Source organism: Lactobacillus sp. UCMA15818 (genome assembly GCF_030400225.1).
Lineage (GTDB): Bacteria > Bacillota > Bacilli > Lactobacillales > Lactobacillaceae > Liquorilactobacillus.
The window spans coordinates 1-19,405 of sequence record NZ_VJYB01000018.1 but is presented as its reverse complement, the minus strand read 5'-3'; the positions used below and the strand labels follow the sequence as shown (position 1 = coordinate 19,405).

At 36.4% G+C, this 19,405-nt stretch carries 17 protein-coding genes and 1 other annotated feature; of the genes, 8 read left to right on the top strand and 9 right to left on the bottom strand.

Annotated elements, in window-relative coordinates; translation table 11 throughout:
- Nucleotides 1-43: 43 nt before the first annotated feature.
- From FFX44_RS11750 to FFX44_RS11735, 4 genes are all read left to right on the top strand, one after another.
- Nucleotides 44-181, top strand: a complete 138-nt coding sequence (locus FFX44_RS11750; RefSeq protein WP_289981198.1) for a hypothetical protein — start codon at nt 44-46, stop codon at nt 179-181.
- Nucleotides 181-324 (top strand): hypothetical protein, encoded by a 144-nt coding sequence (locus tag FFX44_RS11745; protein WP_164478088.1) that lies wholly within the window; start codon nt 181-183, stop codon nt 322-324. Before FFX44_RS11750 ends, FFX44_RS11745 begins: the two co-directional genes overlap by 1 nt.
- Nucleotides 325-622: 298 nt before the next feature.
- Nucleotides 623-842, top strand: a binding site (T-box leader).
- Between the two features lie 53 nt (nt 843-895).
- Nucleotides 896-2,263 (top strand): FAD-binding oxidoreductase, encoded by a 1,368-nt coding sequence (locus FFX44_RS11740; RefSeq protein ID WP_289981194.1) that lies wholly within the window; start codon nt 896-898, stop codon nt 2,261-2,263.
- 109 nt (nt 2,264-2,372) lie between these two features.
- Entirely contained in the window at nt 2,373-2,834 is a 462-nt protein-coding gene (locus tag FFX44_RS11735; RefSeq protein ID WP_289981192.1) for a GNAT family N-acetyltransferase, read from the top strand.
- A 218-nt stretch (nt 2,835-3,052) separates the two neighbouring features.
- Here the strand turns inward: FFX44_RS11735 and argF are convergent, their stop codons facing one another.
- Genes argF through argC form a run of 5 tightly spaced genes read right to left on the bottom strand, consistent with a single transcriptional unit; the run spans nt 3,053 to nt 8,266 of the window.
- On the bottom strand, nt 3,053-4,072 hold the full coding sequence (gene argF / locus FFX44_RS11730) for an ornithine carbamoyltransferase (RefSeq protein WP_289981191.1): 1,020 nt from the start codon (nt 4,070-4,072) through the stop codon (nt 3,053-3,055).
- Between the two features lie 10 nt (nt 4,073-4,082).
- The gene (locus FFX44_RS11725) at nt 4,083-5,240 is read right to left on the bottom strand and encodes an acetylornithine transaminase (protein WP_289981189.1); all 1,158 of its coding nucleotides are present in this window, start codon (nt 5,238-5,240) and stop codon (nt 4,083-4,085) included.
- The gene (argB, locus tag FFX44_RS11720; RefSeq protein ID WP_289981186.1) at nt 5,218-5,982 is read right to left on the bottom strand and encodes an acetylglutamate kinase; all 765 of its coding nucleotides are present in this window, start codon (nt 5,980-5,982) and stop codon (nt 5,218-5,220) included. The genes FFX44_RS11725 and argB overlap by 23 nt, the downstream gene beginning before the upstream one ends.
- Nucleotides 5,983-6,006: 24 nt before the next feature.
- Nucleotides 6,007-7,209, bottom strand: coding sequence for a bifunctional glutamate N-acetyltransferase/amino-acid acetyltransferase ArgJ (gene argJ, locus FFX44_RS11715; protein ID WP_289981185.1), 1,203 nt, complete (start codon nt 7,207-7,209; stop codon nt 6,007-6,009).
- Nucleotides 7,210-7,234: 25 nt separating this feature from the next.
- Nucleotides 7,235-8,266: an N-acetyl-gamma-glutamyl-phosphate reductase gene (gene argC, locus FFX44_RS11710; RefSeq protein ID WP_289981182.1), complete on the bottom strand. Its 1,032-nt coding sequence runs from the start codon at nt 8,264-8,266 to the stop codon at nt 7,235-7,237.
- 483 nt (nt 8,267-8,749) lie between these two features.
- Here argC and FFX44_RS11705 point away from each other — a divergent pair, with 483 nt between their 5' ends.
- Nucleotides 8,750-10,147, top strand: coding sequence for a hypothetical protein (locus FFX44_RS11705; RefSeq protein WP_289981179.1), 1,398 nt, complete (start codon nt 8,750-8,752; stop codon nt 10,145-10,147).
- 28 nt (nt 10,148-10,175) lie between these two features.
- Nucleotides 10,176-12,431: a hypothetical protein gene (locus FFX44_RS11700; protein WP_289981176.1), complete on the top strand. Its 2,256-nt coding sequence runs from the start codon at nt 10,176-10,178 to the stop codon at nt 12,429-12,431.
- 207 nt (nt 12,432-12,638) lie between these two features.
- On the opposite strand, the gene FFX44_RS11695 is transcribed toward FFX44_RS11700, so the two are convergent.
- The 3 genes from FFX44_RS11695 to pdxA are packed head-to-tail and all read right to left on the bottom strand — an operon-like array spanning nt 12,639 to nt 15,900.
- Nucleotides 12,639-13,889 carry a four-carbon acid sugar kinase family protein gene (locus FFX44_RS11695; RefSeq protein WP_289981174.1) on the bottom strand — a complete coding sequence of 417 codons (1,251 nt, stop codon included), beginning with the start codon at nt 13,887-13,889 and terminating at the stop codon, nt 12,639-12,641.
- Entirely contained in the window at nt 13,886-14,851 is a 966-nt protein-coding gene (locus FFX44_RS11690; protein ID WP_289981172.1) for a 2-keto-3-deoxygluconate permease, read from the bottom strand. Before FFX44_RS11690 ends, FFX44_RS11695 begins: the two co-directional genes overlap by 4 nt.
- Nucleotides 14,848-15,900, bottom strand: a complete 1,053-nt coding sequence (gene pdxA / locus FFX44_RS11685) for a 4-hydroxythreonine-4-phosphate dehydrogenase PdxA (RefSeq protein ID WP_289981169.1) — start codon at nt 15,898-15,900, stop codon at nt 14,848-14,850. Before pdxA ends, FFX44_RS11690 begins: the two co-directional genes overlap by 4 nt.
- Before the next feature lie 168 nt (nt 15,901-16,068).
- On the opposite strand from pdxA, the gene FFX44_RS11680 reads away from it, so the two are divergent.
- Nucleotides 16,069-17,820 (top strand): sigma-54-dependent Fis family transcriptional regulator, encoded by a 1,752-nt coding sequence (locus FFX44_RS11680; RefSeq protein WP_289981167.1) that lies wholly within the window; start codon nt 16,069-16,071, stop codon nt 17,818-17,820.
- 280 nt (nt 17,821-18,100) lie between these two features.
- Complete coding sequence (locus FFX44_RS11675; protein WP_289981165.1) at nt 18,101-19,171, top strand: 2,3-butanediol dehydrogenase; 1,071 nt, start codon at nt 18,101-18,103, stop codon at nt 19,169-19,171.
- 138 nt (nt 19,172-19,309) lie between these two features.
- On the opposite strand, the gene FFX44_RS12670 is transcribed toward FFX44_RS11675, so the two are convergent.
- On the bottom strand, nt 19,310-19,402 hold the full coding sequence (locus FFX44_RS12670) for an IS3 family transposase (RefSeq protein WP_354669255.1): 93 nt from the start codon (nt 19,400-19,402) through the stop codon (nt 19,310-19,312).
- Between the last annotated feature and the right edge of the window lie 3 nt (nt 19,403-19,405).

The following is a 19,405-nucleotide window of genomic DNA, read 5'->3' as shown; positions in this document are numbered from 1 at the left end:
ATTTAAGGGATACAGAGGCTTTTCTTTGTATGGGGGTGAAGGTGTGAAAAAATTAGGTTCTGGAGTAGGTTTTTGGGCAAAACTATCGCTTATTTTGACCTTAGCTCAGTTGTTGATGGCAATTTACAAAGAGGTTCAAGTGGCAAAAGGTAAAAAAGTCAATGATAGGAGGCAAAAATGATGAATTTAATTAAGGGATTATTTAAGTTCGTACTTGCAGTTGGTTTAGTTGTTGGCGGTGTTTTAGTTGGTGGAACTATTTTCGCTTCTAAGAAGATTGATGATTTAGGAGATAAGTTGCAAGACAAGATTCATGGAAAATAAGGATTGATTTGTTAATTTAAGCGAAGTAGAAGGAGCTAAGTCATGAGCTATTTTCTGGCTTAGCTTTTTACTTGTTTGCAGATATATGATACAAATGGGAGTGTGCCATAAGTCGGGGGAATTTGAGTACTAACTCGAAATTACGAACATAGCAGGTACTTTACTATGAGTAATTCGAAGTTAGACGGAGAACTTTGACTTATGAAACACGTTTATACGGAATAAATAGAGAAACTGAATCAAAATTTAACTTTTGACCCAGCACCCTCTTGACTTTTAAAATCTAAAAATCCATAATTACATTAAAATCAAAAGATGAGTAGATTAATTTTGAATTAAGAGAGCTATTGTGTTGCTGGAAGATAGTTGAAAGATTGGTTGAAGATGGTCTTTGATAAAAATGATGAATTGGTAAATACAGTAAACTGATTACGGAGATGCCCGTTACCGCATTGAAGTGGACTTAACTAATAATTTAAGTTTATCAAGGTGGTACCGCGGCAAGAGTCGTCCTTCATATGAGAAGGGCGGCTTTTTTGTAGAAGATGCGGAGAAGAAAGGAAGTCAGAATATGACATTAGATTTGAGCAAGTTACAATTACCAACTGGAGAAATAGTAATTGATGAGAAAATATTAAAGGATTATGGTCAGAATAAATTTACCCAAGAAAAAATTACGGGTAGCAAACCGGCTGTTTTAATTGATGCCAAGAGTATTGCGGATGTACAAGCGACAGTTAAATTTGCTAACCAGGAAAAAATTGCAGTTACAGTCTACGGTGGAGGAACTTCGATTGTTAATGGCTCAGCTGGTGAAAATGGTGGAATTGTCTTGAATCTGACAAAGTTAAATAAGATTATCGAGATAAATACGGCAGATCAAACGGCCGTGGTAGAAGCTGGAGTTTTAAATGGAACATTGGATGAAGAAGTGCGTAAGCAAGGTTACTTCTTTGCACCAGATCCAGGCTCAAAACCAATTAGTACAGTTGGCGGAAACATTGCGACGAATGCCGGTGGGATGAGTTCTTTAAAGTACGGAACAACAAAACAATCCGTTTTAGGGCTGAAAGTTGTACTGGCTGATGGGACAATTGTTGAAACTGGCGGACGCTGCTTTAAAAACAATGCAGGTTATGATTTGACAGATTTATTTGTTGGTTCTGAGGGAACGCTGGGGGTCGTAGTAGAAGCAACAGTTCGAATCCTACCGATTCCTTTTGGCAATGCAACAACAGGCTTGGCAACATTTGCAGATATGAAGGCATTGAGTGTTGCTGTTGAAAAAATATCAGCTAGTGGCTTAAATCCGTCGATGTTAGAAGCATTAAATAAGACGTCGATTGAAGCACTTGATGCCCTTGAAGGGACTGATATGGGCAAAGAGGGTGCAGAGGCATTGTTGATTTTCCAATTGGACGTAACACCAGAAGGAGCATTAGAGGCGCTTAAGGAGACACTAGAACAAAATAAGGCCTTGCACGTTTCAGTAACAGATGACCCTGAATACGCAAAGAAAATTGTCAAAATAAGACAGGACTATTATAAAGCAGAAGCGGCTTATGGGAGACTAGTTGTCGAAGATGTGGCAGTCCCATTATCTAAGCTCCCAGAACTTGCAGAGTTTGTAGATAATCTTAGTTTTACTTCACCAGTTAAGGCGTTCTTAGGCGGCCATGCAGGTGATGGTAATTTCCATCCGAACATTGCAATTCCTAAAGACTTAGACACAATCCCAGAAGATGTGCAGAGCGCAATCACTAAGATTTTTGCTTTTGCACAGTCACTGGGGGGAACCATTTCTGCCGAACACGGAATCGGTGACTTAAAATATGGATGGATTGTCTCACAGTTGGGGCAAGAGGTTGTCGATTTGCAACGTAAAGTCAAGCAGGCATTTGACCCTAATAATATTTTGAACCCTGGGCGCAAGATTTAAATAATAATGTTTGAAGTTAGACAGAGAATTTTGACTTATGATAAACCCCTTTAGTTTGTTAAAGACTAGGAAATATGACCTACAAAGAAATCTTCATTAAGGAGAAAAAATGAATCTCAACATTGGAACATTAAATAACCTAACAGAACAGCATTATGAACTTTTACTTGAAGCAGATCCTAATAAAAAATTGATAAGCAAGCATTTGCAACGCTCTTTTTGTTTCGAAGCAACTTATGATAATGAATTAGTGGGGGTATTGATTCTTTTACCTACGCACCCTGAGACGCTAGAGGTTGTTAATATTGCTGTAGTTTCAACACAAAGAAACAAGGGCATTGGCCATCAACTTCTTGCTTTTGCTGAAAAGTATGCACGGAACAATAGTTACAGATGTCTTGAGATTGGAACCGGGACAACCAGTTTTGGTCAACTTTATCTCTATCAAAAATGCGGTTTTCGGGTTGTTGGAGTCAATCAGAATTTTTTTACAATTCACTATGATAAAGAAATCACTGAAAATAATCTTATTTTAAAAGACATGATACGCTTGAGAAAAATTCTTAAATAAACTAGAAACTTTTATTAGATTGAAATAATAGAGAAGCTGGATCAAAAGTTAAATTTTGATCCAGTTTCTCTATTTATTCTGTATAAACGTGTTTCATAAGTCAAAATTCTCCGTCTAACTCGAAATTACTCATAGCGAGTACTTTGCTATGAGTAATTCGAAGTTAGTACTCAAATTTTCCCTACTTATGGCACACTCCCACTGCTTTTATTATAATTTTACTCAAAATATTCCGTGGGGATGAAGGGCTGTCCTAATGTCGCAGCCATAATTGCTTTGATTGAATGCATTCGGTTAGCTGCTTCTTGGAAGACAACCGAGTTAGCACTCTTGAAAACCTCATCTGTTATTTCAAGTGATTCCAAGTTGTATTGCTCTGCCAGCTTTTTGCCAATGGTTGTTTGCTTGTCGTGAAATGCAGGCAAACAATGTAAGATGATTGTATCTTTTTTTCCGGTTTCCTTTAATAATGCACTATTTATCTGATAAGGAAGGAGTAATTTAATTCTTGCGTCATAATCAACATCTTCACCCATTGATACCCAGACATCTGTATAAAGTGCATCAGCATTAGCAGCAGCTTTTTGAACGTCATCAGTGATCAATAATTTTGCACCGCTTTTTTTCGCTGCTTCAAAGGCAAGATGCTGCACCTTTTTTGAGGGCTGCAGAGATATAGGTGAGCCAATATGAATATTCACACCAAGGATTGCACCCGTCATCAAGAGACTGTTAGCCATATTGTTACGGCCATCACCGACATAAGTAAGTGTCAATCCCTTGAGCTTGTTAAAGTGTTCCTTGAGTGTCATGAAATCAGCAATCATTTGGGTTGGATGCCAATCATCGGTGAGACCATTCCAGACCGGAACACCGCTTTTTGCTGCCAATTCTGTCACTGTTTCTTGGGAGAAACCACGAAATTCAATTCCATCGAACATACTGCCAAGCACGGTTGCAGTGTCTGCAACGGATTCTTTGTTTCCAAACTGAATGTCGTTTTTTCCTAAGAATTCAGGATGTGCACCTAAGTCTGTCGCAGCAACGGTAAATGCTGAACGGGTTCGTGTAGATGCTTTCTCAAATAAAAGCGCAATGTTTTTCCCAGCAAGATACTGATGAGCAATATTTTGATTTTTTAATTTTTTTAGGTGAATTGCAAAATCAATTAAAAAATTAAGTTCCTTAGCAGAAAAGTCATTTTCTTTAAGGAAAGATTTACCGAAGAAATGATTCATGATATGCCTCCTATAAGCTCACAGTTACATTTTGTAGAACTTCTTTTATTTTGTTAACACCGTCTAATAATTCAGAACTCATGATTGTCAATGGTGGAAGAAGGCGAAGTGTGTTGCTTCTAGATGAAAGTGTCAATACCCCGACCTTATGCAATTCAGTGATTACCTGATTAACAGGAATAGAAGAATTAATATGGATACCAATCATTAAGCCCTTGCCAGAGATTGAGTCAACGACCTCTAATGAAGATATTTCCTTTTCAAGAAAGTACCAGAAAAAACTAGCTTTTTGTTGGACATTATCTAAAAAAGCGGTGTCTAGTGTCTCTAAGACTGCAGTTGCAGCACTCATTGCGAGTGGGTTGCCACCAAAAGTTGAACCATGAGAACCGGGACCAAAAGCAGCAGCTAACTCATCTTTTCCAATCATTGCACCAACTGGGATTCCATTTGCGAGACCTTTTGCTGCGGTTACAATATCAGGATCCAAATTATAGTTTTCATAAGCAAATAGCTTACCGGTTCTTCCCATCCCTGTTTGAACCTCATCAATAATCAGTAATACATTAGTTTTCTTACATTTAGCTGCAATGGCTTGCAGCCAATCATAATTTCCGACAACAATGCCGCCTTCTCCCTGAATTACTTCTAGGATTACAGCTGCAAATGAGTTATCGATTTTTTCAACTGCAGCAAAATCATTGTATGATTCAAATGTGATATCAGATAGAAATGGACCGAATCCTTCTTTAAGCTTATCGTTGCCCGTTAATGAGAGTGAACCATAGCTTCTACCATGGAAGGAGTGATCAAATGCCATCATTTTGCTTTTCCCAGTTGCTTTACGAGCCAACTTCAAAGCAGCCTCATTCGCCTCTGTTCCGGAATTACAAAAATAGACCTTTTTGGCAGCACCTTTAATCAATAGTTCAGCGACATCTTCTTGCAGCTGACTTTCATAAAGATTTGAAGTGTGCCAGATTTTGTCTAGCTGTGCACTTACTGCATTTTTGACTTTTTTTGAGCTGTATCCTAAGTTGCAAACCCCAATTCCGCTGGTTAAGTCGAGATATTTCTTCCCCGTTTCATCAAATAGATTGACACCTTCACCCTTAACTATTTCAAAGGGAAATCTGTTGTATGTTTTAAAGATAGATTGCATTTTCATTCGCTCCTTCCTGGATAATAGTTGTTCCTAAAGTAGTAAGTTGATTAGTAATTTGCACACTTGGGACGCCGAGATTTAGTGCGCTAAAAGCCGCCTTTATCTTTGGCTGCATCCCCAGCGTAATAATTTTTTGTTCTTGTAATTTGGCTGCGACGCTGGGTGAGAGACTTCGGACAATCTCGCCCTCATGAAGAACACCAGGAACGTCCGTCATTAGGTACAATTTCTCCGCTTTTAGGAGACCGGCGATCCTCGAAGCAGCAGTATCTGCATTGACATTTAGCCATTGCTGCTCGTCTGTTAATGCCATCGGTGCAAGAACTGCGACATGCTTTTCCAAAACTTCACTGAGTAATTTATCATTAATCTTATTGATTTTACCAACCAAACCATATTTTTCTTTATTAAGAAAGGATCCATTCAAGATAGATTCATCAGCTGCGTTCAAACCAAGTGCAGGAATTCCAGCTTTTGTCAGTTTCATTAATAATTGAGGCTGTGTTTGTCCTAATAAGACCATCTGTGTTAATTCGAGTGTTGCTGAATCTGTAACGCGCATTCCATCAACTTTTTTGACAGGAATTTTGAGTTTATCAGATAGTTCCGAGATTTTACTGCCACCGCCATGGATTATCAAAATCCGTTTGTTTGCTAACATCCATTGGTGAATTTGTGCAAAGAACGAGGATGTTAGTGTTGCAATCGAATTACCACCGATTTTAATTACAATTAAGTTCTCCATCTTGAAGTCTCCTTTCTTTAGGTATTAACTGCTATATGTTGCGTTGATTTTTACATATTCATAAGTCAAGTCACAGCCCCATGCTTGACCATCATACTGACCGTCATGAAGATCAACAGTTAGGGTGATCATGTCTTGTTTGAGGCTATTGCTGACTTCGTCTTTATCAAAAATAGCAGCTAGGCTTTGCTTAACAACCAAGAACTCATTGATTTTGATGTCAATCGTTTGTGGATTGTATGTTGCTGGAGTCGCTCCAATCGTACTGATAATTCTTCCCCAGTTAGGATCTGCTCCAAAAAGAGCTGTCTTAACGAGGTTTGAGCCAACAATTGCTTTTGCGATTGCTTGTGCATCAGTTTTGTTTTGTGCTGCTAAAACATTTGCCTCAACTAGTTTAGTTGCACCTTCACCATCAGCAGCAATCTTTTGTGCCAGTTTTTGTAAAACAAGATGCAGAACCTCTTTGAATGTTTGGTAATCTGGGCTTGCCTTAGTTAACGGTTTGTTGCCAGCCATCCCATTGGCCAATGTTAGAACCATATCATTTGTTGAAGTATCGCCATCAACTGTAATTTGATTGAAAGTAACATCTGTTAATTCGCTGAGTAATGGTTGTAAGGTATCATCGGCTACTGCAACATCTGTTGTAATAAACGCAAGCATTGTTGCCATTTTAGGATGAATCATTCCAGAACCTTTAGCAAAGCCTGAGATTTTGCAAGTAGTTCCTTGAATTTTGAAATCAACACTGATGATTTTTCGCTTTTTATCAGTTGTCAGAATTGCCTTCGTGAGCTCGGTACTGGAAGTTAATGTCAATTCAGCAATGCCCTTTTCTATTTTATCCATGGGTAAGCATGCTCCAATTAAGCCAGTTGAAGCAACTCCTACGAGTTCGGGCTTAATATTTAATTTTTCAGCAATCAATGTCTGCTCTGTGAGGACGTCTTTTTCTCCCTGGAGACCTGTGCAAGAATTTGCAATGGCACTGTTAGCGATAATTGCTTGCAGTTTATGACTTTTGCTAACTGTTTCTTTTGTTTTAGCGGTTGGAGCTGCGCAAAATTTGTTAGTTGTGTAGACACCAGCTGCTGTAGCCGGCACTTCGGAATATAACCAACCAAAGTCTAATTTTTTATGCTTGAGACCAATGTGTTTTGCATCGCTGTAGAAACCCTTGGGCCATTCGAAATCTGTTTCTGTAAAGTTTTTAGTAGTTGTCATTTTCTATACTCCCTTTAGATGTATGTTAAGGAAAAATTGGTAATGTTGGTAGACCACTGGTAGGCTCTAAGTTCCAAAGAAGATTGAAATTTTGGATAGCTTGCCCAGCAGCACCCTTCATCAAGTTGTCAATCACAGATACTAAGGTAATCGTATTAGTGACTGGATTGTAGTTGATTCCAATGTCACAGAAGTTAGAACCAGCGACTTCCTTGATAGTTGGTAAATCATTGTCTCTGAAACGAACAAAAGGTGCATCATCATAGAATTGATGGAAGCATTCTAATAATTGTTCATTTGTATATTCTTTAAGCGGTTTAAGATAAATAGTTGCCATGATTCCGCGAGTAACAGGAATCAGAGTTGTTGAAAATTGAATAGCTGGAATACGAGAATCCCATTCATTTAATTTCTGCATAATTTCTGGGATATGCTGATGTTTATTCATTTTGTATAGCCATACATTTTCATTTATAAAATTATATTGGCTGCTTGGACTTAACTTCCTCCCAGAACCCGACACACCTGATTTTGCATCAACAATAATTGCATTAGTTTGAATCATGTGTTCAATGACCAAGGGTGCTAAGCCAAGTAATGTAGCAGTTGCATAACAGCCAGGATTTGCGATGTATTTACCAGGATTTTTTTCTGGGAATTCAGCTAGACCATAAGTGGCCTTTTCTAACAAGCCTGCAGGAGCGGCCTTCTTGTGGTACCACTTCTCATATACAGCAGGATCTGTTAAACGAAAGTCACCTGATAAATCAATTACAGGGAAATCTGCTAGTATGAAAGGTTCCATCAGGTCCTTAGTGACTCCAGCAGGGGTCGCACAGAAAAGCAAATCATTATTCGTCATGATTTCTTCAGGATTGAAAGGCAAGATAGGCAGATGAGCAGAGAAAAAAGCGGGAACCTCATCATCGAGGAAGCGGGAAGCCTTGCCTCCTTCATGACCATAGAGCTTTATTGCATCAACATTGGGATGTTGTGCCAATAAGTTGAAGAGAACATTCCCACTGTATCCAGTTGCTCCCAAAATTGCGACGTGCATAGAATCACTCCTTTAAATTCACTTTTTGTGAATAACAATTCATTTTGATGATGATAACTATAATCCTTTTTATTTTTTATTTCAATAGTTTTTTAATAAAAACCCATATTTTTCTTAATTAAATGAATAAATATTGTTTTATTAGCGAAATAATGTATAAAGAATCTATTACTAAACAAATAAAGTTGAATCTGTCGTTGAATTGTATATCAAGTGCAGCATTTCGAATCTAGCCTTACATATTGAACTAGTTATTTAGATATTGCAGCTTAATTTTAAAGGCAAGGGTTTTTAATTGTTAAAAAAAAATAAAAAAAAGAAACCGTGAGAATTTGTGAGTGCTATATAATGACATCAGATTTAAGATACAGAAATAACATATAAACACTGAGGAAATAATTTTTGTATAACTTTTGAAACAAATTTGCTATAATCTAAGGCAAAAGGGAAGAAAATTAGTTCTTAAAGTAAAGGTGTACACATATGGAATTTTTGAATGTCTTGAATGATTTTGAACGTGATAAAATTAACTTATTTGCAGAAATTTTGGATAATCCAAATAGAGAAATCGAGCTTAGAAATTTGCAAGAGACCATGGATGTGTCTCGTTATAAAATTGCGAATCTTTTGGAGAGTTTAAATTATGATATTAAGTTATTAACTGAATATTCAGGTATGACCATTAATGCGCACATGGTAATTCCCAGTAGGAACTTCTCACGCCATACATTAAGCATGATCAAAAAGTATTATTTTGAATTATCACCAATTCGTGTGCTAATGATAGAAGTTCTGGATGGAGGAGAATTTCCGAGCTTTCAGAAGATGGAAGTAAAGTATTCGTGGCCCAAAACTTTTTTTTATCAGCAAAAGAACAAATATGATGATTTATATGAGAGTTTTTTAATTGCTCGTCAAGTGGATGAAGAAGCCAGTTTACGGTATTTTGTCTATAACTCTTTTGCCTTTTTTGGTGCGTTCCCTGATAAGTTAGAGCGCTTAAATCTGCGGGATTTTAAGGCTTTGAAGACTATTTCAAATACACAGAAATTTAAGGCAGAACTGATGCTCTGGATTGTAGAAAAACGTGTGCTGAATAAGAAATTCATTTCTGATCGTAGTTTGGTTATTGCTAACGAACTCGCTGCACCAGCATTATTATCTTTTCTGCCAATTTCAAAGAAAAAACTTCAACGAGAATCATTATTTGTTGTCCAATTTTATTACTACACAGGAATATTTAATGTTGAAAAATTATCGGTATCTGCTTTTAAGAACATAGAACATGGACATTTTAGGGAAATTACGCTGGTACTTCTGGATGGCATAGAGAGTTTACTTGACGAAGAGGATCATTATCAAGATGAAATTATGAGACTTTGCAATGAGGTTAGTTCACAAGTGATTTTGGATAAGATTTGTTTTATCCAGACTGATCAGTTTAGTTTAAACATTCAGTACTTTGCTGATGTTTATCCATTTTTAAATAATAAGGTAAGAAAAATGGTTGATACGATAGCTCAGCACTGGACAATCCCAGATAAAAAAAGAGCATATTTTAACATAATTACGTCGATGCTTACTTCTGAAATTCCTTTTTCAAAGAGCGACCGTGTAACATTATGTATAGATTTCTCAGGAGGATCATACGTTAATTCATACATCTTAAGCCTTTTTAAGAGCTATGTGAACATCAATGTGAGTGTTTCAAATATATTAACAAGTGAAACAGATTTATATTTAAGTGACCAATATATTGAGTATCAGCTACTTAATCAAGTTATTTGGCTGAAGCCGCCAACACCGCTTGATTGGGCTGAACTGGGTGAGAAGATAGTAGAGATAAAGCAGCACAAGTATCAATCAGGGAAAATAAAATAAGAAGACTGCTTAGTTGGGGGATGAATGCATGAAGAAAAAAAATAGAATGAAGAAGAAAAAAACGTGGGTTCTCACAAGTTTAGTCACGGGGACTTTGTTGTCTGCTCCTATGATTTCTAATATTCATGCAGCTGTTCCTGATGTGAACGCACAGGAAACAGACACGACAACAACTCAAAACCAGTCTGATGATGACATGACGACAATCTCCAAGGATAATTTTCTGAATTACTTCACACAAAATGGTAATGCAGTTAATAATTACGATAGTTCAACGGGCGTGCAGGTGTTTACAACAACTACCAATCAAGCTGGAAATATTACTTTTAATGGATTAGTTAATCTAAACAACTCTTTTGAGATAAAGGGTGCAATCAATGTTGGGAAAAGCACATCTGCAAATAAAGTTGCTGATGGCATAGGATTTGCCTTTTATCAGGGAGAAAGGAGCCAGTACAGTAGCAGCAGTAATAACATATATGGCGGCAATGTTGGAATCTACGGGGTCCCGAATGTTTTTGGTTGGAAGCTTGATACATATTCGAACGATGGTGCTATAGATGGTGACTCTGATGAGGGACTGCCAACACCGTATGGCGCTTTTGTATCAACAGATTCGACTGGGAAAGGGACAATTGATAAGCAATCGGTACAGGGAATGGGCTCTGACTTTGAGGATGGTCAGCTGCATGATTTAGATATAAAGTATGATGCAACGACTAAAATACTTAGTGTTGTAGTGGATGACACGACTTTTAGTGAAAGCTTAGCTAGTAAGATAGATTCTCAAAATCCGCAGTATTCACTCTCAATTGCAGCTTCAACAGGTGCGCTTTCGGCCGAGCAGACATTTAGATTTGATTATATGAAATATGTTGCCGCACAGAATGCGACAATTAATTATATAGATGAGAAAACGGGTAACACACTGGATTCGAGTACCATAAGTGGGGTTTCTAATGCCCTAATTGACTATCCAGATGCAAAGATAGAGGATTATGAGAATGAAGGATATGAAGTTGATACTGACAAAACAGATTTGACGAACTCTTCTCGCTTTGATAGTGACGATACAAAAGATCAGACATTTTCAGTTTATTTAAAGCACAAAACAACCACGACGACTACTGCAAAGGTTGTCCAGCAAAAGATTAGCTATGAATATGAAGACGGAACAAAAGCAGCAACTGATAGTATTCAAAAGTTGACATTTGTTAATGAAGTTACAAAAGACGAAGTTACGGGTGAAACAACGAGTACATGGACGCCAGAGAATGGAACAGTGTTTAGCAAAGTCATTTCACCAGAAATTACGGGATATGAGGCTGATCAGACAGCTATTCCAGAGACCGCCGACATAAGTCAAGATAGTAGTGCTGCAAATTATGTTGTAAAGTATGCACCAAAAGACGAGCAGGCTACAATCAGGTTTATTGATAGTTTGACTGGTAATGTGATTTTTGAAAAACAGCTTAGTGGTAAATTCGGGACGACTGCGAGCTATAAACTAGCAGATGATATAGCGTTAATTGAGAATCAGGGATACTTCGTTAAGTCTAGTACTCTGCCAAAAGATGGTATTACGTTTAAGGAAGATGGACAGACTGTAATCTATGAGGTTAATTTGTTACCAATTGAAATAACTCCAGATGCAAACTCAGATTCAAAGACAAGTTCAGATTCAAAGACAAACTCAAATTCAAATTCGGATTCAAAGCAAAATCTGCAGCCGCAAATTCCAACAATAAGTAACAATTCTGGTATTGGTGACAAGGTTGAACAGACTGAATTATCAACTGAAATAATAAGCCAGCAAATTGAGAATGAAGCAGTGAGCTATATCCATTTTGTTGATCAAGCAACAAATAAAATTGTAAAATCTGATATTTTGTTGAAGCAAGATGGATTTTATCCAATAAAAGTTGTAGCTATGACCTTGAAAAAATATGGGTATCAGCTGCAAAATGATTGGAATGGAACTTATAATAATTCAACTGGGAGTCAAAAGAATATTAAAGTATATGTTACAAAGGGGCCAAGAACTCAAGCTAATGCAAAGCCAGTACTAAAAAATTATTTGCAAGCAGATAATTTTAGTTTTCGGGATAATACTAGCCAAAATCATAATGGGTTGCTCAATCAATTTTTTAGTTCTGCAGGTAGCGCAGTGGATGTCAATCACACATTAATTCCTAAAGTTGGTGGTGGCGGAGCTGGAACTGGACATGAGGTCGCTAAGATTCTTGCTGTTTTGGCATATTCCGTCAATTTTAGCAGAAGATAATAATAGTGTGGAGACAACTTCTTTACAAACTTAAGGACTTGACTAAACGTAGGAAGGGGGTCTGGGGCAAAAGTTAACTTTTGCCCCAGACCCCCTTATTAATTCCGGATGAATTTTCCGTTTAACACAAGATTCCTAGAATTTGACCGACTTTGTACTACTTTTGTTTCTATCCAAATATATTCGTTTTTCTTTCAAATGTTAAAATTATACTAGACCACTGATGAACTTCTCTTTTAATTTCTTATATGAAAAAACAATTAATTCTTTATCTCCAAAGGCCCCAGCTTTAGTAACAATCTTTAATGAGTCAGATTTACCACCAATTATTTCCATCATTGGTACTCCAGTAGCAATTTCTTCTAAAATATTAACACCCTCGGCTTGAATACCATCAAAGAATCCTTTTGCAGTGTCTCCACCAGCGATAAATAATCCAGAAATAACAGAATTATGCAGGACTTTACGGCAGATTCCTCCCAAAATAGATTGGACCAAACTATTTATCTCTTCTTTAGAGAGTTTTTGTTCAGAAAGTATTTTTTTAGTTTTTTCAAGTTCAGTGAAATTATAAGATGCGGAGGATGCAACTATTGTATCTTTTCCTTTTTTTAATGAGGTTAGAATTTGAGTTACAAACGGATGATAGTCTTCTTTTTCATAAACTTCGTAGATAGGTATCTTTACAATTTCAATACCATTTTGCTCAGCAAAGTGCACTTGCTCACGAGTAACTTTGCTGACACTTCCAATAAGCCCTAGTGAAGGTGGAGCTGGAAAATCAACACTTAAAGCAGCATCCATCAATCCAGCAGATCCTATCCATAAAACTTTTTTTCCGTTTATCTTATTTTTTAATTTCTTTACTAGACTTTGCATATCACCATCAGTCACCGAATCTGCAGCGTATATTCTACAGTCTTCATTTAAAATAGAAGCATTTCCTCTTAGATCATTTAACGTTATTAGTCTCTTTTTTTCGTTAGGAAAGGCATTATTCAAAATATTTATTAAATTATCTTCAGTTAAGGGCTTAATAGGATCATTCCGTAGATCTGTTTCAGTTCCTCTTATCCCGTTGACATATAAAACGCCATCTTTTATTTCTCTATTTAGGCTTGGTAAAGCATTGTCGAAGAATACTAGGTCTGGTTTATATAAAACGTCCAATGCTTGTAATTCTTCAACAATATTGCCTCTAAGTGTAGAATCAACTTTTTTCATCACAAAATCAAAAGAAGAAAGCGAAATGTTGGTTAATAAATTAAATAATTTTTTTCTTGCTTCCTCACCAGAAACATTTCGTGATTCTGTATCCACAACTAAAGAACATTGCTGGTTATTGAGACTTGTACTAGAAAATACGACTTTGGCAAATATCCCTCTTTTAGTCAGTTGAACACCAGTATCGTTCGAACCAGTAAAATCATCTGCAACAATCAAATAATTTTTTTTCATAATTCCATCTTCTTTTCTGGAATTATATTTTTTTGCCGATGCTTAGCTAGCCATGAGACCAGAACTGGGCAAAGTAATGCTGTTACGATAACAGAAGCCGCAATTTGTGCTGTCGCGGCTGCAGCAGTTGTCTGAAAGCTAGGCAAAACGGCTGCAATTGCTGCAGGAGTTGCAGCGGCATTCCCTGCAGTTGTTCCAATTGCTGCACCTACCTCGGGATGTTTAGAGCGAACCAAGTGCTTCATCAGCAAATATCCCAAGGAACCAGCAATTAATGTTACCATTACTCCTAAGAGAATTCCGGGGATGCCAGCTTTTATGATTTGATTAAAATTAAGTGCAGCTCCTAAGCTGAAGGCAAAAAATGGAATTGGCATAACTGTTCCTGCTTTAAGAAAGTCTTTTAGTTCTGGATCTAAATTTCCAAGAATAAAGCCTAGAATAATGGGAACAAGAGCTGCTATGAAAAGCATCAATGGCAATTTAGCAGTACCTGTGGCACCGAGTGCAACCATAGTGAAAAAGGGTCCATCCATTAAGGTTGTAATTGAAATTGCACCAACATCGCTTGCATCTCCATATTCACCAGCTAAGGCGCCGTACAACCCGCCATTAGCATTAGTCATTGCTGATATTAATGCTAATGGATAGATTCCCAACAAGCTTATACCACCAAAAATTGCTCCAACCAACCAGCCAAAGAAAATTCCTAAAATTAAACGCATAAGTGTAAGTGATGAACCCTTAATTAAAGGGAGCCCGGCTTGTTTAACAGAAATTTGGGCACCATTGCAAAAGCAAAATAATGAAAGCAAAGTTAAAGTTCCGGTTTTAAATAAAGCCGTTGTGAAACCACCTATAGCCAATGTTGATGGGAAAAAGGTGTTAAATACTGTTCCTAGTAGTAGGGGGATAACCATTAATCCACCAGGAACTTTATTTATTCTTCCTAAAATCTTCATTTTGCATTCCCACTTTCCCTATTTTTTGCAAGTCTTGCGGCATAATCAATTGCATTTCTTAAACTAATGTCATTAGCGGTTCCTTTCAAAACTTGGTCAAATGCAGTTCCGTGATCGACACTTGTTCTGATGATAGGTAGACCTAAGGTGATATTTACGCCAGAAACGTTACTCCAGCTCTTTGTTTCTTCATCAAAGTTGAATCCTAATAATTTTACTGGAATATGCCCTTGATCGTGGTACATAGCAACAACAATGTCATACCATCCTCCAATTGCTTTTGGGAAGATAGTATCCGGCGGTACTGGTCCGTCGACATCAATGCCAATTTTTTTTGCTTCTTGGATAGCCGGAATAATTTCATCTTTTTCTTCATGACCAAATAAACCATTCTCGCTGCTATGTGGATTCAAACCCGCTACTCCGACTTTAGGATGGGTGATTCCTAATTGATGCATCGCTTCATTTGCAATTTTTATTACTTCAAAAACACGTTTTTTGGTAACTAACTCAGTAGCTTTACGCAGAGAAACGTGAGTACTAATATGCACAACGCGCAACTTTCCATGTGCAAGCATCATAGTATAGTCTTTAGTATTAGTTTGCTTACCATAGATTTCTGTGTGTCCGGCATAATGGTGCCCAGCAAGATTCAGAGCTTCTTTATTTAATGCATTGGTCACTGTGCCGGCGACTTCGTTTTTCATTGCCAAGTCGATTACCTTTGAAACATAGTTGAATGCGGCATTTCCAGCTATACTACTAACTTCTCCAAATTGCAGTTTGTTGCCGTCAACTAAGTTCATATCTAGAATATCAATGGAACCAAACTGAAATTTAGCTTCACTCACCGCAGTAATTTTATTAGTATTTAATCTCAACTGTGGTAATTCTTGCATTACCCGCTCTAACACCGAGAGGTCTCCTACTAAGAATGGGCGACATTTTTTGAAAACTTCTTCATTGTGAAATGCTTTAAGTGTTATTTCTGGCCCAATGCTTGCTGGGTCACCCATAGTTATTGCAATAATTGGTAAAGTATTCTTCATTTTTTATTACCCCTTTCATTTATATATAAAGTATATTTTTAAGTTAATGAAAGCGCTAGCAAAAAAATGTACTAAATTAAGACACTTTAAAATAAAAATTGGTATAATATGTCATGAACTATAATATTTGTTTCAAAATAAAACAAATGGTGGAAAGGAGTCCCAACAATGACTGATAATGTACTCGGAATTTTTCCTTATGAAGGCTTGAAGAATACTACTATGCAATTGTTAAAAGAATATCCAATGATAAAAATGGATTGTTATGTGGGGGACTTACAGCGAGGATTAGAAATTGCTGAAAGTAAGCTTGCTTCAAAGAACTATTGTCTAATTGTTTCAAGAGGCGGGACAAGTAATCTATTATCAGCTAATTTTAAGATACCTGTTGTAGATATTGGTGTGTCAAAATATGACATAGTACATGCTGTACAGGGAACTTTGAGATTATCCAAGGTAGCAATTGTTGGTTTTGAGTTTTTAATTGACAAAGCGAAATTTGTTATTGCAGATTTCCAAAAGAATATAAAGCTTTACAAGATTAATTCTGAAGAAGAAGTAAAGGCAATCATTAAAAACCTGAAAAAAAATAATTTTGATGCTGTAATTGGTGATATGGTAACAACGAGAATTGCCAAAGAACTGGGTTTGAATTCTATATTAATTTCTTCAGATATTGAAAATATTCAGTTTGCCCTTACAAGGGCAATAGATTTAATGAAGGTCCAAAGTAAGTTTTTAGAAGCTGAACAATTATTAAAATATACTCTAAAAAACAACAAAGAAGCGGTTGTCGTATTAGACGATGAAAGAAAAATAAAAAATTATTATAATATGTCTGATCCGTTTAAAATGCTTCCTCATATCAAAAAGAGAATCCAATTTCCAAAAATGGACAACAAAGCATTTAAAAGTAGAGGTGTGTATTATACAATCCAGCAAGATGAAGAGGAACCGCATTTTTTATTTATAAATCAACTCGTATACTATAATTCTTCAAAAAATTCGACTTTTTCAATGGACAGTTTTGTTTCTGACTGCTTTGATATTTTTTTTAATACTATTTATTCTTCAGAAGAGCTTTCGCTATTTGATAATTCCTTATCTGATCACTTACCCATAGTAATTGCAGGACAAGAAGGTACAGGAAAAAGGTATCTGTTGAAAAAGCTGCTCGAAAGTAAGAAGAACTTGTCGGTTTTTGATAGTACAAATGTAAATTTGTTCCGAAACTTTGTTAGTTCGCCAGATTCTCCACTTTTTAACGAAAACAATATTATTGTTTTTTATAAGTTTGATACTTTTTCCCAGAATACTAGAGATATCATTATAAATTTTATAAACCAGACACTGCTTTACAAAAGAAGCAAGTTATTTTTTACTTATGAAAATAATATTGATTTGAACACTGAAAGCTTTATTAGCCTCAAAAAGCAGCCTAGATTTTTGAAAACTCAGGATATAAGAAATTTATCAAGTAATCAAGTTAACCACCTTATACCGATATTATTAAATAGATTTAATAGGGAATTTGGCAAAAATATTATAAGTATGACTGATCTTGCCTTTGATTCTATAATAAATAAGGCTTGGGATCGAAATATTAGTCAATTTATTTCGGCGCTGGAATATGCATATAGTAGTGCGACCGAACCATATGTGAATATTAAAGAAATAAATTTTGGGTATAAACATGAGATTGCTATTAATAATTTGAAAAGCTATCATAAGCAAATAAAAGAACAGATCCCAAAATGTTCAATCGAAATTACAAAAGAAAGTTCTTTAAAGAAAATTACTAAGGAAATCGTAGAACAAACATTGATAAAAAATAATTATAATAAGACACTAACTGCAAAAGAGTTAGAAATATCACGCTCTACACTTTGGCGAATTCTTAAAGAATCAAGTGGACTGTGAATTTAATCACATGTATAAAAAATTTATAATGGTCTCATTAATGATTTCGTATAACCGTGTTCCATAAACAGAAACGCTCAATCTGGCTTTGACTTACTAATAGCAAAGAATACAGGTTGTTGCAATTCATCTCTAGTATCCAAAACTTTTAATTTATCTCATGTTTTTATAGCAAAACATATTGAAAAATAATTATTTTGCGCTTATACTTTCTTTAGGGTAACGCTTACAAAAAGCCTGCTGCTAACTTAAAAATTTTAAGGATGGGAAGTCGTTGGTTATGAAAGCTGCAAGAATTTATGGGGAGAAAGATGTTCGGTTAGAAGATGTTAACATCACTGAGCCTAAGAGAGATCAAGTTCAGATTAAGGTGAAGTATTGTGGAATTTGCGGAAGTGATTTGCATGCATATCTTGAAGGCTGGGGACTTCCGACTGTAGCACACCCGTTAACTGGAAAATCAGTTCCAATTACACTCGGTCACGAATTTGCAGGTGAGGTAGTTAAAGTTGGAAGTGACGTTGATGACTTGAAAGTCGGTGATGCAGTTGCGGTAGAACCATTGATTGCATGTGGCAAGTGTGAGAACTGCCGCAAGGGATTTTATAATTTTTGTAATAATGCAGTTGCAAAGGACGGCGCCGGCAATTTCTTGGGCTTTTCAGATGATGGCGGTTTTGCGGAATATGCTAATGTTGATGCTTTTTTTGCACACAAAATGCCAGTGGGAATGCCTTATGAACTAGGGGCACTTGCTGAACCAACTGCTGTAGTTTTTGAGGCAATCAAGAAAAGTGGTTTGCGTGCTGGAGAAGATGTTATCGTTGAAGGTGCCGGACCAATTGGATTATTAACAGCAATTCTAGCAAAACTTGCCGGTGCTAATCGGGTCTTCGTAATTGATGTTTCGCAAGATCGTCTGAATAAAGCAAAAGAATTGGGACTCAAGCGAATTTTGAATCCCAATAAGGTAGATATTCTAGAAGAAGTTAGAAAAGAATGTCCTAATGGGGTGGATGTTTCTTTTGAAGCAGCAGGTGTTCAAGCTACATTTGAAAATGCTTTGAAGTTAACAAAAAGAACTGGAACCTTGCAGATTGTTGCCCTTTTTGGGAAAGCGCTTAAAGTGGATATGACAAATGATGTTATTATGCAAGGAATCGATATTATTACGACTCTTTGTTATAACAATTCATATCCAGAAGTCCTAGGAATGCTGAACAACCATCGTGAACTTTTCGGTAAGTTAGTAACTAAAAAGATTCCGTTAAGCAAAGTTATTGAGGAGGGGATTAAGACTTTAGCTACCGAAAAGAACCAAGTTAAAATCTTAGTTTCACCCGAAGCATAGTTTTCGGATTAAGTTAAGGTGTTGAATTACATCTTTTTAAAGTCCTATAAGTTTCTGTAATATATGGTGTATGTAAAAAAATAAAAAGTAGCCTCAAGAAATCAAATTGAAGTGAACCCTTAAAATTGGACATATGATTTATGCTACTTTCTGAACGGCGAGTTCCCGGTACTTTACCGGTGACTTACCGTTCAGTTTTGTTTTAATACGACGTTTATTGTAAAAATCAATCCA